This is a genomic window from Citrobacter amalonaticus (assembly GCF_018323885.1).
GTDB classification, from domain to species: domain Bacteria; phylum Pseudomonadota; class Gammaproteobacteria; order Enterobacterales; family Enterobacteriaceae; genus Citrobacter_A; species Citrobacter_A amalonaticus.
Genome location: NZ_AP024585.1, coordinates 1,942,805 through 1,956,026, shown reverse-complemented (window position 1 = coordinate 1,956,026; position 13,222 = coordinate 1,942,805). Strand labels below are relative to the sequence as shown.

The window sequence follows — 13,222 nt, the reverse complement described above, 5'->3', positions numbered from 1 at the left end:
GCTCCCTTAGCGAATACTCAGCAGTGCATCAAACAGAGAGTTGGCGGTTTGCAACACCTGGGCATTGGCCAGATAATACTGCTGGAAGCGTTGCAGGTTGCCGTACTCTTCGTCAAGGTTAACGCCGGAAATGGACTGTTGCTGATTGCTCAACTGCGTCACCACGTTGCCCTGGGTGGTGCTGCTGGTTTTCAGCGTTGCGGTTTTGCTGCCCACGTTGCTGACCAGCGTAGCGTAGGCGTCGTTAAACGATTTTGAACCACCTACCGTTGTGCTGTCCTTTTGCAAATCCAGCAATGCCTGACCATTACGGTTGTCGCTTTCACCGGCCGTTGCGTCCTTCGCCATCGCAATTTGCGATTCGTTGGTCACCAGAACGCCCATATTGATGATGGCGTCGCTGACCGGCTTGACGATGAAGCTGTCATTTTTAGCAGGGCCAACATCGATGTTGATCTCCAGGCCATCAAAGGTCAGTTTGCCCGCGTTTTCGGTCGCTTCAAAAGAGGTGTTATCCGCAAGACGCGTCACCTGCCATTTCGCTCCGTCATAAACCACTTTATAGTCAGTCGCCTGAACCTCTGAGGCGGTCTTAACGGTCGCGCTGATGCTGCCGGTATTCTTGCTATTTCCATACACTGCCGGGTCGCCGATGCTGAAGAAATCGACATTATTATTGCCGTTCGCATCATACCCTTCCCGGTGCTGCTGGTTAAACGCATCGGCGAACGCCAGCGCCAGTTGTCCCAGCGTGTTGCGCGTCTGATCCAGATCCTGGGAACGGAAGGTCAGCAGACCACCGAGCGAACCGGTCGTGATCAGTTTTTCCGGAATTTCGATGTTGCCCGCGATGGAATCGACATAGGCAACGGTGATTCGTGAAGGGTCGGACTGCGACTGTACCGCCGCTAACTGACGGGCATTACTTCCCTGCACCAGTGAATAGCCGTTCGCCATCGTGATGTTATAGGTACCGCCGTCCTGAACGCTGACTTCCACGCCGACAATTTTGTTCAGCTCACTGACCAACTGGTCGCGCTGATCAAGCAGGTTATTCGGCGATGCCCCGGCACCCACACCGGTCAGACGCGAGATCTGGTCGTTCAGGCTGGCAATCTGCTTACTGTAGTTGTTGATCTGATCGACGCTGGAACCAATCGCGATATTGACCTGCTTGTCCTGATCGCGCAGATACTGGTCGGTCGTTTTAAACTGGTTAACCAGCCCATTGGCTTTGCCAATCAGCGTCTGGCGCGCCGCCGGGTCTTCGGCGTTACTCACCAGCGTTTGCAGGCTGGTGAAAAAATCCTGCATGGACGAGGAGACAGAGCTGGTTTTGCTGGCCAGCAGGTTGTCGATTTTGGACATCTGCTCATAACGGGTCGTCAACCCGCTACTCTGGTTCTGCGCCGCGCGCAGTTGATTGGTGATGAACGAATCATATTCGCGCTGTACACCGGAAACATAAACACCATTGCCCACCCAACCGCCGGCACCCAGCGTGCTATTGGCTTGCGCCATAATGGTCGTCTGACGGGTATAGCCCGCAACGTTATAGCTGGAAATGTTGTTACTGGCAGTATTCAGCGCCGCCTGAGCCGCGCTCAGCCCGCTCATGGCGTTATTAATCAAGCTGGACATGGAAGTTCCTTTTAATCCTTCAGTTACAGATTATTATCGGCAGCAGGTCACAGGACTTGAGCCATTTAGAAGAGATTGTCGAGATTCGTGTTGTAGGCGTTGCTCACCTTCTCGCTCATCGACTTCAGCTGTTGGATCATACTGGTCAATTTACGCGCATAGTTCGGGTCGGTGGCATAACCGGCGCTTTGCAGTGCCTGCGCGCCCTGTTCCGCGGTAACCGCCGTGGTCACCGCCGCATAGCGTGGATTGCGGGTCAGCAGACCGACGTAATCTGACAACGCTTCAAGGTACGAGCTGTACACGCGGAATTTGGCCTTCACCTTTTTCGCTTCGCCGTTTTCATATTCGGTCGTGGTGATTTCCGTCACCGGCCCCTTCCAGTTACCCGAGGCCTTCACGCCAAACAGGTTGAAACTCGGCTCGCCGTTTTCCCGGCGAATTTGCCGCTGCCCCCAGCCTGACTCCAGCGCCGCCTGCGCCAGAATCAGGTGATGTGGCACGCCGCTCTGCTCACTGGCCAGACGGGCCGGCAGCGACAGTTGTGCCAGGAAGTCTTTGCTGTCGCCGGAGAGCGGTTCGTCATTGCTCTGCGGTGTTTTCGGCATCGCTTTACGCACCAGTTGCGTCAGCGCCTGGTTCTGGTAACTGGTCACCGTTTCCAGCGGGAACTTCATCGGCACCTGCGGCGTTTCTTCCGTAGGCTGCGCCTGCCCCTGCGTCATCTGTTTGACCATCATTTCCGCCAGCCCCAGACCTTTTCCGGCGGTCATCTGCTGCGCAATCTGCTGGTCATACATGCTGGTATACAGACGCGTTTGATCGCTGCTGAAGACGCCATCTTTTGGCAGCGCTTCTCGCATGCTTTTCAGCATCATCTGGACGAACATGCCTTCCACCTGGCGGGCCACCGGGCGGATATTCGCCGCCGGATCCTGACCGGCTTTCGCCTTCAATTCATTCAGCGATTGCGCATCCCAGGCGGCGCTGGCCATCAGTTTGCTGTCGCTAATCATCAGATGATTTCCAGTTTCGCGCGTAAGCAACCGGCGCTCTGCATCGACTGCAGAATTGACATCAGATCCATCGGCGTCGCCCCCAGCGCATTCAGCGCACGGACCACGTTGTTCAGATTGGCGCTGGAACGAACGCTTTGCAGCGAACCGCCGCTCTGACGCAGATCGATTTGCGTTTGCGGTGTCACTACCGTCTGCCCCCCGCCAAACGGCGTATCCGGTTGACTGACATTAGCCTGACGGTTAACGGTCACGGAGAGATTCCCCTGCGCTACAGCACAGCTATCCAGCGTCACTTCGCGGTTCATCACCACCGAACCGGTACGTGAGTTGATCACCACTTTTGCATCCTGTGGCGTCACGTTCACTTCCATGTTCTGAATATCCGCCAGGAAGCGCACCTGAGAGCTGTTGCCGCTCGGTACGCGGACCTGAATCGTGCGCGCATCCAGTGCGGTGGCGCTGCCAAAGCCGCGTGACCGGTTGATGGTGTCAGCAATCTGCTGCGCCATGGTGAAGTCTTCATTATTCAGTTGCAGGTTTAGCGTATTACCCGCGCCGAACTGGCTGGGCAACTCGCGCTCGATTGTCGCCCCGTTGGTGATCCGTCCGCCGTTAAGCTGGTTCACCTGCACGCTGCTGCCGCCCGCAGACGCCCCGGCACCACCAACTAAAATGTTGCCCTGCGCCAGCGCATACACCTGGCTGTCGACCCCTTTCAACGGCGTCATCAACAGCGTCCCCCCGCGCAGACTTTTCGCGTTCCCCAGCGAAGACACCACCACGTCGATGGTTTGTCCCTGACGACCAAAGGCCGGGAAGGAGGCGGTTACCATGACCGCCGCGACGTTTTTCAACTGCATGTTCGTCCCGGTCGGTACGGTAATACCCAACTGCGAGAGCATGTTGTTCAGGGTCTGGGTGGTAAATGGCGTCTGGGTGGTCTGGTCACCGGTCCCGTCCAGCCCCACCACCAGGCCGTAGCCAATGAGCGAGTTTTCGCGCACGCCCTGCACGCTGGTCAGATCGCGGATACGATCGGCATGCGCCAGCGTGGCGACGAGGACCAGAACCAGTCCAACTACAGATTTCAACATGGGAGACCTCGCTTACATCGGCGACAGGTTAAGGAAGAAACGCTGGAGCCAGCCCATATTTTGCGCTTCGTTGATGTAGCCGTTTCCGACATATTCAATACGTGCATCCGCCACCTGAGTTGACGGAACGGAGTTGCTGCCGCTGATGGTGCGCGGATTCACAACCCCGGAGAAGCGGATGAACTCAGTGCCCTGGTTGATGGCGATCTGTTTCTCACCCACGACATGTAAATTGCCGTTAACCAGCACCTGATCGACGGTCACGGTCAGCGTGCCGCTAAAGGTATTGCTGGCGTTGGCCCCGCCCTTACCGTTAAAGGTATTACCGCCGGACGCCTCGACGTCCGCTCGCGCATTGCCGAATAATCCTTGCAGATAGCGCGGTACGGTATCAAAGCCAAAGTTGGTTTTGCCGTCACGGCTGGCGTTGGCAGAAGAGCTTTTACTGGCGCTGACGTTTTCCTGCAGCACAATAGTCAGCGTATCGCCGATGTTGCGCGGACGACGGTCTTCAAACAGTGGCTGATAGCCATAGTTGATTGGCTGCGCGGACTGAAAAATCGAACCATTTGCCACCGGCGTCGGGCCAGGAACAGGCTGCGCCGTGGTCGCGCCCTGGACGAGCGGAGTGGAAGGAATCCAGGCACATCCTGACAGTGAAACCACCAGCAGGGCCATGATCGGGTAAGCGTGCGCAGCGTTTTTTAGCATTGCCTTTATCTTCTGAATCAGGGTGCCGGTGAGACAAATGCCTCACCGGACAACACCTTAGAGTTGCGTCAGTTTTTGCAGCATCTGATCGGTCGTTGAGACCGCTTTGCTGTTGATTTCGTAAGCGCGTTGAACCTGAATCATATTGACCAGCTCTTCCGCGACGTTGACGTTTGAGGTCTCGACATAGCCCTGGTACAACAGGCCCGCCCCGTTCAGACCCGGCGTGCTTTCATTCGGCGCGCCGGAAGACTGGGTCTCGGTATACAGGTTTTCACCAATGCTCTCCAGACCGGTATCGTTCATGAACGTGGTCAGATTAAGCTGCCCCACCTGCACGGGCGCCGCCTGTCCCTGTTGGGTCACGCTCACCACGCCGTCACGCCCGATGGTGATGCTCAGGGCGTTAGCCGGAATGGTAATCGCTGGCTGAACCTGGAAGCCGCCAGCCGTCACCAGTTGACCATTTTGATCGACCTGGAATGATCCATCGCGGGTATATGCAGAAGTACCATCCGGCAGCAGAACCTGAAAGAACCCCTGACCTTTGATGGCGACATCTTTACTGTTGTTGGTTTGCGACAGGTTGCCCTGGCTGTGCAGACGCTCGGTCGCCACCGGACGCACACCGGTACCGATTTGCAGACCGGACGGCAGCGTGGTCTGCTCAGAAGACTGAGCGCCAGGCTGACGAATGGTCTGATAAAGCAGATCTTCAAACACCGCGCGCTGACGCTTAAAACCATTGGTGCTGACGTTTGCCAGGTTGTTGGCAATCACATCCATGTTGGTTTGCTGCGCGTCCAGGCCGGTTTTGGCGATCCATAATGAACTGATCATAAAGTGTCCTGTATTAAGTCATCGACAGCAGTTGGTTAGCGCGACCAGCGTTGTCATCCACGCTGCTGATAACCTTCATCTGCATTTCAAAACGGCGGGCGCTGGCAATCATGTCGCTCATCGCTGACACCGCATTGACGTTGCTCCCCTCCAGTACTCCCGACATCACGCGAATGGTCGGATCGGCCTGCAGCACCGGGCCACGGGTTGCCTGTGCGGCAGCGGTCAGACGGAACATCCCGTCGTCGCCACGCTGCACTTCATTCCCCTCAGCCTTCACCAGTTTCAGACGTCCCACCGGCGCGATGGTGTTTGCCGGATCGCCGGGATTCAGCGCTGAGATGGTGCCGTCCGCCGCGATGGTGATTTCCGACCCTTCCGGCACCGCAATCGGCCCGGCTTCACCAATCACCGGGTGACCCTGAATGGTCAACTGTCCGGTCGGATCCACCTGAATGCTGCCGTTACGGGTATAGCCTTCGCTGCCGTTCGCGGTCTGTACCGCCAGCCAGCCATCCTGCTGTAACGCCACGTCCAGCGGACGCGAGGTGTAATCCATCTGGCCAGGCGTCATATCAGCCCCCGGCGTGGACGCCGTGACCAGCGTACGCGTCGGCAATGACAGTCCTTCGACGGGGACGGCGCGCAGCGCATTGAGCTGTGCACGAAATCCCGGCGTCGAGGCGTTGGCCAGGTTGCTGGCCGTCACCGCCTGTTGGTTCAGCGTCTGACTGGCCGCCCCCATCGCGGTATAGATTGCGTGATCCATTACGTTATCCCGTCAGGCGCTTAGCGCAGGTTAACCAGCGTGTTGAGGATCTGGTCCTGGGTCTTGATGGTCTGCGCGTTCGACTGATAGTTACGCTGGGCGACGATCATGTTCACCAGTTCTTTACTCAGATCCACGTTCGAAGACTCCAGCGCACCGTTGGTCAGCTTACCGAAGTTACCCGTTCCCGCCGTTCCCAGCAGTTCCACACCGGACGCCTGCGTGGCGGCCCAGACGTTATCGCCCTGAGAGGCCAGACCTTCGTTATTGGCAAAGTTCGCCAGCACGATCTGCCCCAGCACCTGCTTCTGTTCGTTGGAGTAGTTTCCGACGACGGTGCCATCGTCGTTAATCTGATAGCTAACCAAATCGCCCGGCTTGTAGCCGTTCTGCGTGGTGGCGATAACGGCGTTAGTCCCGGTGTTCTGCTGCATGGAGTTTTGCAGGCTGAGGGTGAAGGTCGCAGGAACCGCGCCATTGACTGTACCGGTAGTAATGGAGAATGACGGTGTGGCATTTGCCGCGCCAAGCGTCCAGGTTGGTTCAGTGGCAGGTGGAACAGGCGCAACTTCAGTATATTCTTTTACGTTATCCAGACCGCCGTTCTTGTCGAATGTCATCTGCGCGGACTTCACCAACGGCGAGTTGGCGACGCTGGAATCCTGCGTCCAGATATCCCATGTGTTATCACCCGTTTTAACGTAAAACAGGTTGATGTCATGTTGATTACCCTGGCTGTCGAACACCGTCACGGGTGCACGTTTGTTGTAGCTGTCAGCATCGGTTGGTTTGAAAGGCGTGTTCGCCGGAATCTTGTCCGTCGAGTTCAGGTTGATCTGCATTGCCGCCGTGTCGGTGCTTTTCGCCCCCATCAGGGTATTCGGGATGGTGATCGGACCCGGGTTTGCCCCTTGCTGAATGGTCGGCGGCGTACCCGTTGCCGGATAGCCGGTCAGTTGCATGCCCTGCATGTTGACCAGGTTACGGTTTTCATCCAGTTTGAACTGGCCGTTACGGCTGTAGAAAACTGAGCCATTGCTGTCGACCAGACGGAAAAAACCGTTCTGGCTGATAGCGACATCCAGACCGCGACCGGTGTTGGTGGTCGTACCATCAGTAAAGTCCTGAGTAATGCCAGCGACTTTTACGCCCAGACCGACTTTAGAACCGGCAAACATATCCGCAAAAGACGCCGCACCGGATTTAAAACCATAGGTCGCGGAGTTGGCGATGTTGTTACCAATGACATCGAGGTTGGTGGCTGCGGCATTCAGGCCGCTAACCGCTTGTGAAAAAGCCATGATGACTCCTGATTAGTGTAAAGGCTTAGATTATCTGCCGTACTTCGTCGAGGGTGGTGGTTCCGTAAGTGCCCAGATCCAGGGTGTTACCGCCATTGCTGCGAATCACCCCTTGTACCAGCGCAAACTGCAAGGGCTGCGCCACCAGTTGCGTCGAGCCGTTGCTGGCGTGAATCGCCACGTTATACGAGCCGTTCACCGCCGTGGTGCCATCCGTCAGAGTGCCGTCCCAGGTAAAGGTATGAACACCCGCCTTCAGCGCGCCAATCTCAATTGTGCGCACCACTTTGCCGTCTTTGTCGGTAATGGTGGCGGTGACTTTGTCAGCCGGCTGTTGCAGCTCAACGCCAAACGGCGTGGTGGTGGTGGTGGCTCCCTCTTCGGTGCCTTTGCCCGCCAGAACGGTGGTACCCGGGATCATCACACCATGACCAATCAGCGTACTGGCCTGTAGTGACTGGTTGTTGTCGATCTGTCCGGAGATCGACCCCAGGGTCGTATTCAGTTTCTCAATACCGCTGACGGTACTGATCTGCGCGAGCTGTGTGGTCAGCTCGTTGTTCTGCATCGGGTTGGTCGGGTCCTGGTTTTTCAGTTGCGCCACCAGCAGCGTCAGAAAGCTGCTTTGCAGATCGGCGGCATTGCTGCCCGACAGGGAACTCCCGTTGCTGCTGCTTTTCACACCGGTGTTGGTCGGATCGTTAACGTTTACCGCAATTGACATGGCTGTCTCCTTTTACTGGCCCAGTGTCAGCGTCTTAAGCATCATGCTTTTAACGGTGTTGAGGACTTCGACGTTCGCCTGATAGCTGCGGGAAGCTGACATGGTATTAACCATCTCACCGACCACATCGACGTTAGGCATCTTCACGTAGCCATTGGCATCGGCCAGCGGGTTACCGGGTTCATAGACCAGTTTGTCCGGCGCCTGGCTCTCAATGACGTCCGACACTTTCACGCCCCCCGTTACTGCACCGGGAGCGGCATCCACCTGGAAGACAACCTGCTTTGCGCGATACGGTTGACCATCCGGTCCCGTGACGCTGTCGGCGTTGGCCAGATTACTGGCGGCCACGTTAAGGCGCTTGGACTGCGCCGTTAATGCCGAACCGGCAATATCAAAAATATTCAGCAGCGCCACGGATTAGTTCCCCCCCTGTAGCACGTTCATCATGCCTTTAATCTGCCCACTCAAGGCAGTCAGGCTCATCTGGTACTTCAGGCTGTTATCCGCAAACTGCGTGCGCTCCCGGTCCATATCGACGGTATTGCCGTCGAGTGAAGGCTGGTCGGGAATGCGGTAGAGCAAATCCGTAGACGGTGCGGTGATGGCCTGGGCGGGAATATGCTGTGCGGAGGTTAATGCCAGCGACACACCGCTGGTTTCTTGCCGTCCGCGCACCATGACTTTTTTTAACTCACTGGCAAAATCCATGTCGCGCGCCTGATACCCCGGCGTATCGGCGTTCGCAATGTTAGCGGCCAACACCTCTTGCCGTTGGGCGCGCAGATTCAGCGCTTCCTGTTGAAAACGTAAGGCGGCGTCGAGCTTATCGAGCATATCTCCTCCGCAGATGACAAAATTCAGCCGACAGCTTAAATCCCATTACGCGCGCGTTATCGCTGGAATAAACGCAAAATGGGTCGCTATTTATTGCGTTGATGGTTGCGTCACACGGGTAGAATCCTGTCATTGCGAAAACGGCGGGAGGTGACGATGCAAACGTTAAAACGTGGATTAGCCATGCTGGCGCTGCTGTTCAGTCCCCTGACGCTGGCCCAGGATTTGAATGCGCAGTTGAACGACTGGTTCGGACAGCGTCTGGCCGGATTCAGCGATGATGTGGTCGTGACCGTGCGAACGCCCCCCAACCTGTTGCCGCATTGCGACACACCGGCGTTCAGCATGACCGGGGCAAAACTGTGGGGAAACGTGAATGTGCTGGCACGTTGCGCCAATGAAAAACGTTATCTGCAGGTCAACGTGCAGGCGACGGGAAACTACGTAGTCGCAGCCGCGTCCGTTGCGCGTGGCGGCACGCTTGGCCCGGCCAGCGTCACACTAAAACGCGGACGCCTTGATCAGCTCCCCCCCCGTACCGTGCTGGATATCAGCCAGGTTCAGGATGCGGTGAGCCTGCGCGATCTCGCGCCGGGACAGGCCATCCAGCTCAATATGTTGCGCCAGGCGTGGCGCATTAAAGCCGGACAGCGCGTGCAGGTCGTTGCCAATGGCGATGGATTTAGCGTCAATGCGGAAGGTAAAGCGCTGAACAATGCGGCGGTCGCGCAGAACGCACGAGTGAGAATGTTATCGGGTCAGATTGTCAGTGGCATAGTCGATCCTGATGGGAATATTCTTATTAACCTATAATGAGTTAAAGATTTTGTTGCGGCTGCCGATAGTGATTACACATTCGATGATAGCTGGCCGCTACAGCATAACCCCTCGATGAGGATGATAAAAATGAGCATTGACCGTACCTCACCTTTGAAACCCGTTAGCACCGTTCAGGCGCGTGAAAATACGGATACACCGGTCCTCAAAGCGCGTCAGGAAAAAACCTCGACGGCAACCAGCACCAGCGTGACGTTAAGCGATGCTCAGGCAAAACTGATGCAGCCCGGCGTGAACGATATCAATATGGAACGTGTTGAAGCACTGAAAACCGCTATTCGTAACGGTGAGCTGAAGATGGACACGGGGAAAATCGCCGACTCGCTGATCCGCGAGACGCAGAGCTATCTCCAGAGTGAGTAACTGACCGTATGACGCGCTTGTCAGAAATACTCGATCAGATGACGGCTGTCCTGAATGACCTGAAAACGGTAATGGATGCCGAACAGCAACAACTTTCCGTTGGCCACATTAACGGTAGCCAGCTGCAGCGTATTACAGAAGAAAAGAGTTCTCTGCTGGCGACCCTGGATTATCTGGAACAGCAGCGACGGCTGGAACAAGACCCGCAGCATAGCGCGAATAATGACGTCGCCGAGCGCTGGAAAGCGATTACCGATAAAACGCAGCACTTACGCGATCTGAACCAACACAACGGCTGGCTGCTGGAAGATCAGATTCAGCGCAATCAACAGGCGCTTGAGGTTTTAAAGCCCTATCAGGAACCGTCGCTGTACGGCGCGAACGGTCAACCCTCTTCTGCCTCTCGCGGCGGGAAAAAATTTTCTATTTGATGATTACCAGATGGCGGCGTTTCGCCTTTTTCAGCCTACAGCGTTCTGTAGGCCGAATAAGCAAAGCGCCATCAGGCATCGTGATTACACCGTCCGGCGCGCAAACTCTTTCACTTTAAAGCCCATCACCGCCAGTGCGGCAAAGTAGGCGGCAATGCCGGCCACAACCACCGCCATCAGGCGAAGCAGACGCCACGGCATAGTCCCCAGCGACCACTCCGGCATAATATGCAACATGCCAACCAGCACGGCTGACATCACCAGTACGGCGATAACGAGGCGAATCAGAAACCCCATCCACCCCGGTTGCGGGGTGAAAATGTTCTGCTTACGCAGTTGCCAGTACAGCAGTCCCGCGTTCAGACAGGCGGCAAGACCAATCGACAGCGACAGCCCGGCGTGCTTCAACGGTCCAATAAACGCAAGGTTCATCAACTGGGTCATGATAAGCGTCACAATGGCGATCTTAACCGGCGTTTTGATGTTCTGCCGCGAATAAAAGCCCGGTGCCAGCACTTTCACCACAATCAGCCCCATCAGCCCTACGGAATAAGCAATCAACGCACGCTGCGTCATCAGCGCATCGAAGGCCGTGAATTTACCGTACTGGAATAATGACGTAATCAAGGGGCCAGACAGGATCCCAATCGCCACCGCACTCGGCAGCGCCAGCAAAAAGCACAGACGCAATCCCCAGTCCATCAGGCGGCAATATTCGTCATGGTCGCCTTTTGCAAAGCTCTTCGACAGTGAAGGCAGCAGAATGGTCCCCAGCGCCACGCCCAGTACCCCCGACGGAAACTCCATCAGGCGGTCCGCATAGTACATCCACGAAACGGAACCAGACGCGAGAAAAGAGGCGAAAATGGTGTTAATGATCAGTGAGATCTGGCTGACGGAGACGCCGAGTATCGCCGGGCCCATTTGCTTCACAACCCGCATCGCCCCCGCATCGCGGAAGTTAATCCGCGGCAGCACCAGCATGCCGATTTTCTTCAGATGCGGAAGCTGATACACCAGTTGCAGCACGCCGCCAACGGTTACCGCCCATGCCAGCGCCAGCACCGGTGGATTAAAATACGGCGCGGCGAACAGCGCGAAACCGATCATGCTGATGTTCAAAAACGTGGGGGCAAACGCCGGAATGGAGAAGCGGTTCCAGGTATTGAGGATCGCTCCGACCAGCGACGCCAGCGAGATCAGTAAGATGTATGGAAAGGTGATTTGCAGCAGTTTGGTGGTTAACGCGAATTTATCGGCGGTGTCGGCAAACCCCGGCGCCGTCACCATAATCACCCATGGGGCGGCCAGCATCCCGGCAACGGTGACCACAGCAAGCGCCAGCGTCAGCAGTCCCGACACGTAAGAGACAAACACGCGAGTGGCGTCTTCGCCCTGCTTGCTTTTATATTCCGCCAGAATAGGGACAAAGGCCTGAGAAAAAGCGCCCTCCGCAAATATGCGGCGTAGCAGGTTAGGTAATTTGAATGCCACAAAAAAGGCATCGGTTGCCATCCCGGCACCAAAGATTCTGGCGACAATCGCATCACGTGCAAAACCCAGCACACGTGAAAACATCGTCATTGAGCTGACGGCGGCCAGCGATTTTAATAGGTTCATTGCTTTTTTATTCCAGACCCTACGGCAAAACGCCTGCAGTGCAGGCGTTGGAAGAGGCGCTTAGTCTACCTGGATTATGGTGAATTACTACCGCCAGATGTTACAGGTGATTATTCGCTCATCGCCTCGCGCCACAGCTTTTCCACCACGCGCTGGGCAAGGATCGCCTGCTCGCCCGCGGTTTCCGGAACCGTCTGATTTTGTACGCATCCCACAAAATGGCGTGCGCACCCCACGAATCCACGCTGTTCAAGCGTGGTTTGCCAGCCAGGAACCGGTTTGTGCAAGACACCCTGCCCGCGCTCTTCACGCCACTCGCGCATATCCGTCACGTCAATCAGCCCGCCATCGGTCACCGCCTGTACGCTCTCTCGCTGACTGCCCGCCCGGCGATGCATACTGGTGGTGATTTGCAACTGACTGGTCGCGAAATGGTGCTCTGCATACAGCATCTCGCCCGCGTCGTTGGTTTGTAGCGTCCCGCTGCTGAGCTGGGCGTTGCCGCCCGCCAGCCACAGTGCGGTGTCAACGACATGCAAATAATCATCCAGCAGCGTGAACCGCAGATCGTGAGGCCCCACGCTGTCGCTACGGTGTTTATCCATCCGCAGAGACGCCGCCGTCCCCAGTTCCGTCTTCAGCTCTCGATACCGTGGCGCAAAGCGACGATTGAAACCGACCATCAGCGTCAGATTTTTCTTCGCCGCTAACGCCACCAGCCGCTCAGCATCACGTAAATTTTCCGCCAGCGGCTTATCAACGCAGACATGAACGCCGGCATTGAGTAATTCACTGACGACGGCGTAATGGGTTGCCGTGCTGGAGTGGACAAACACCGCGTCGCAGCCCGCGGCAAGATCGGTCAGCGAACCGGCATACGGAATGCGCCAGGCTGCGCAGATTTTCTCCGCTTTTTCACGCGACGGCGACCAGGCGGCCTGTAGCGTCCAGTCGCTGGCGGCGCCAAGCACGGGTAACCAGGCCTTCTGGGCGATGCCCCCAAGCCCCACCACCCCGATACGTAATGTTGTCACG

At 56.5% G+C, this 13,222-nt stretch carries 15 protein-coding genes; 3 read left to right on the top strand and 12 right to left on the bottom strand.

Annotated features, from left to right (window positions below):
• Positions 1–6: 6 nt before the first annotated feature.
• The 10 genes from flgK to flgB all read right to left on the bottom strand — a co-directional run bounded on the left by flgK (position 7) and on the right by flgB (position 8,936).
• Positions 7–1,641, bottom strand: coding sequence for a flagellar hook-associated protein FlgK (flgK, locus tag KI228_RS09135; protein WP_061070242.1), 1,635 nt, complete (start codon positions 1,639–1,641; stop codon positions 7–9).
• A gap of 65 nt (positions 1,642–1,706) precedes the next feature.
• Positions 1,707–2,657 (bottom strand): flagellar assembly peptidoglycan hydrolase FlgJ, encoded by a 951-nt coding sequence (flgJ, locus tag KI228_RS09130; protein ID WP_044258015.1) that lies wholly within the window; start codon positions 2,655–2,657, stop codon positions 1,707–1,709.
• Complete coding sequence (locus KI228_RS09125) at positions 2,657–3,754, bottom strand: flagellar basal body P-ring protein FlgI (protein ID WP_043000997.1); 1,098 nt, start codon at positions 3,752–3,754, stop codon at positions 2,657–2,659. The genes flgJ and KI228_RS09125 overlap by 1 nt, the downstream gene beginning before the upstream one ends.
• A 12-nt stretch (positions 3,755–3,766) precedes the next feature.
• Positions 3,767–4,465: a flagellar basal body L-ring protein FlgH gene (gene flgH / locus KI228_RS09120; protein WP_061070243.1), complete on the bottom strand. Its 699-nt coding sequence runs from the start codon at positions 4,463–4,465 to the stop codon at positions 3,767–3,769.
• Between the two features lie 57 nt (positions 4,466–4,522).
• Positions 4,523–5,305: a flagellar basal-body rod protein FlgG gene (gene flgG, locus KI228_RS09115; protein ID WP_042319653.1), complete on the bottom strand. Its 783-nt coding sequence runs from the start codon at positions 5,303–5,305 to the stop codon at positions 4,523–4,525.
• A 13-nt stretch (positions 5,306–5,318) separates the two neighbouring features.
• Positions 5,319–6,074 carry a flagellar basal-body rod protein FlgF gene (flgF, locus tag KI228_RS09110; RefSeq protein ID WP_044258017.1) on the bottom strand — a complete coding sequence of 252 codons (756 nt, stop codon included), beginning with the start codon at positions 6,072–6,074 and terminating at the stop codon, positions 5,319–5,321.
• A 20-nt stretch (positions 6,075–6,094) separates the two neighbouring features.
• Positions 6,095–7,375 (bottom strand): flagellar hook protein FlgE, encoded by a 1,281-nt coding sequence (flgE, locus tag KI228_RS09105; protein ID WP_043000999.1) that lies wholly within the window; start codon positions 7,373–7,375, stop codon positions 6,095–6,097.
• A 25-nt stretch (positions 7,376–7,400) separates the two neighbouring features.
• A complete protein-coding gene (flgD, locus tag KI228_RS09100; RefSeq protein ID WP_043001000.1) occupies positions 7,401–8,099 on the bottom strand; it encodes a flagellar hook assembly protein FlgD in 699 nt (232 codons plus the stop codon).
• Positions 8,100–8,111: 12 nt separating this feature from the next.
• Positions 8,112–8,516 carry a flagellar basal body rod protein FlgC gene (gene flgC, locus KI228_RS09095; protein WP_043001001.1) on the bottom strand — a complete coding sequence of 135 codons (405 nt, stop codon included), beginning with the start codon at positions 8,514–8,516 and terminating at the stop codon, positions 8,112–8,114.
• 3 nt (positions 8,517–8,519) lie between these two features.
• Complete coding sequence (flgB, locus tag KI228_RS09090; RefSeq protein WP_042319669.1) at positions 8,520–8,936, bottom strand: flagellar basal body rod protein FlgB; 417 nt, start codon at positions 8,934–8,936, stop codon at positions 8,520–8,522.
• Between the two features lie 156 nt (positions 8,937–9,092).
• Between flgB and flgA the strand changes: the two genes are divergently transcribed.
• The 3 genes from flgA to flgN all read left to right on the top strand — a co-directional run bounded on the left by flgA (position 9,093) and on the right by flgN (position 10,567).
• Entirely contained in the window at positions 9,093–9,749 is a 657-nt protein-coding gene (gene flgA, locus KI228_RS09085) for a flagellar basal body P-ring formation chaperone FlgA (protein ID WP_043001002.1), read from the top strand.
• Positions 9,750–9,842: 93 nt separating this feature from the next.
• The gene (flgM, locus tag KI228_RS09080; protein ID WP_043001003.1) at positions 9,843–10,136 is read left to right on the top strand and encodes a flagellar biosynthesis anti-sigma factor FlgM; all 294 of its coding nucleotides are present in this window, start codon (positions 9,843–9,845) and stop codon (positions 10,134–10,136) included.
• An 8-nt stretch (positions 10,137–10,144) separates the two neighbouring features.
• Entirely contained in the window at positions 10,145–10,567 is a 423-nt protein-coding gene (gene flgN / locus KI228_RS09075) for a flagella biosynthesis chaperone FlgN (protein ID WP_044266030.1), read from the top strand.
• A gap of 84 nt (positions 10,568–10,651) precedes the next feature.
• Here the strand turns inward: flgN and murJ are convergent, their stop codons facing one another.
• On the bottom strand, positions 10,652–12,187 hold the full coding sequence (murJ, locus tag KI228_RS09070) for a murein biosynthesis integral membrane protein MurJ (protein WP_044258023.1): 1,536 nt from the start codon (positions 12,185–12,187) through the stop codon (positions 10,652–10,654).
• Positions 12,188–12,297: 110 nt separating this feature from the next.
• Positions 12,298–13,221, bottom strand: a complete 924-nt coding sequence (locus KI228_RS09065; protein WP_061070244.1) for a Gfo/Idh/MocA family protein — start codon at positions 13,219–13,221, stop codon at positions 12,298–12,300.
• Position 13,222 lies beyond the last annotated feature (1 nt).

Coding starts and splice junctions, on each gene's coding strand:
- flgK (WP_061070242.1), bottom strand. CDS start 1,641: ATGTCCAGCTTGATTAATAACGCCATGAGCGGGCTGAGCGCGGCTCAG.
- flgJ (WP_044258015.1), bottom strand. CDS start 2,657: ATGATTAGCGACAGCAAACTGATGGCCAGCGCCGCCTGGGATGCGCAA.
- KI228_RS09125 (WP_043000997.1), bottom strand. CDS start 3,754: ATGTTGAAATCTGTAGTTGGACTGGTTCTGGTCCTCGTCGCCACGCTG.
- flgH (WP_061070243.1), bottom strand. CDS start 4,465: ATGCTAAAAAACGCTGCGCACGCTTACCCGATCATGGCCCTGCTGGTG.
- flgG (WP_042319653.1), bottom strand. CDS start 5,305: ATGATCAGTTCATTATGGATCGCCAAAACCGGCCTGGACGCGCAGCAA.
- flgF (WP_044258017.1), bottom strand. CDS start 6,074: ATGGATCACGCAATCTATACCGCGATGGGGGCGGCCAGTCAGACGCTG.
- flgE (WP_043000999.1), bottom strand. CDS start 7,375: ATGGCTTTTTCACAAGCGGTTAGCGGCCTGAATGCCGCAGCCACCAAC.
- flgD (WP_043001000.1), bottom strand. CDS start 8,099: ATGTCAATTGCGGTAAACGTTAACGATCCGACCAACACCGGTGTGAAA.
- flgB (WP_042319669.1), bottom strand. CDS start 8,936: ATGCTCGATAAGCTCGACGCCGCCTTACGTTTTCAACAGGAAGCGCTG.
- flgA (WP_043001002.1), top strand. CDS start 9,093: ATGCAAACGTTAAAACGTGGATTAGCCATGCTGGCGCTGCTGTTCAGT.
- flgM (WP_043001003.1), top strand. CDS start 9,843: ATGAGCATTGACCGTACCTCACCTTTGAAACCCGTTAGCACCGTTCAG.
- flgN (WP_044266030.1), top strand. CDS start 10,145: ATGACGCGCTTGTCAGAAATACTCGATCAGATGACGGCTGTCCTGAAT.
- murJ (WP_044258023.1), bottom strand. CDS start 12,187: ATGAACCTATTAAAATCGCTGGCCGCCGTCAGCTCAATGACGATGTTT.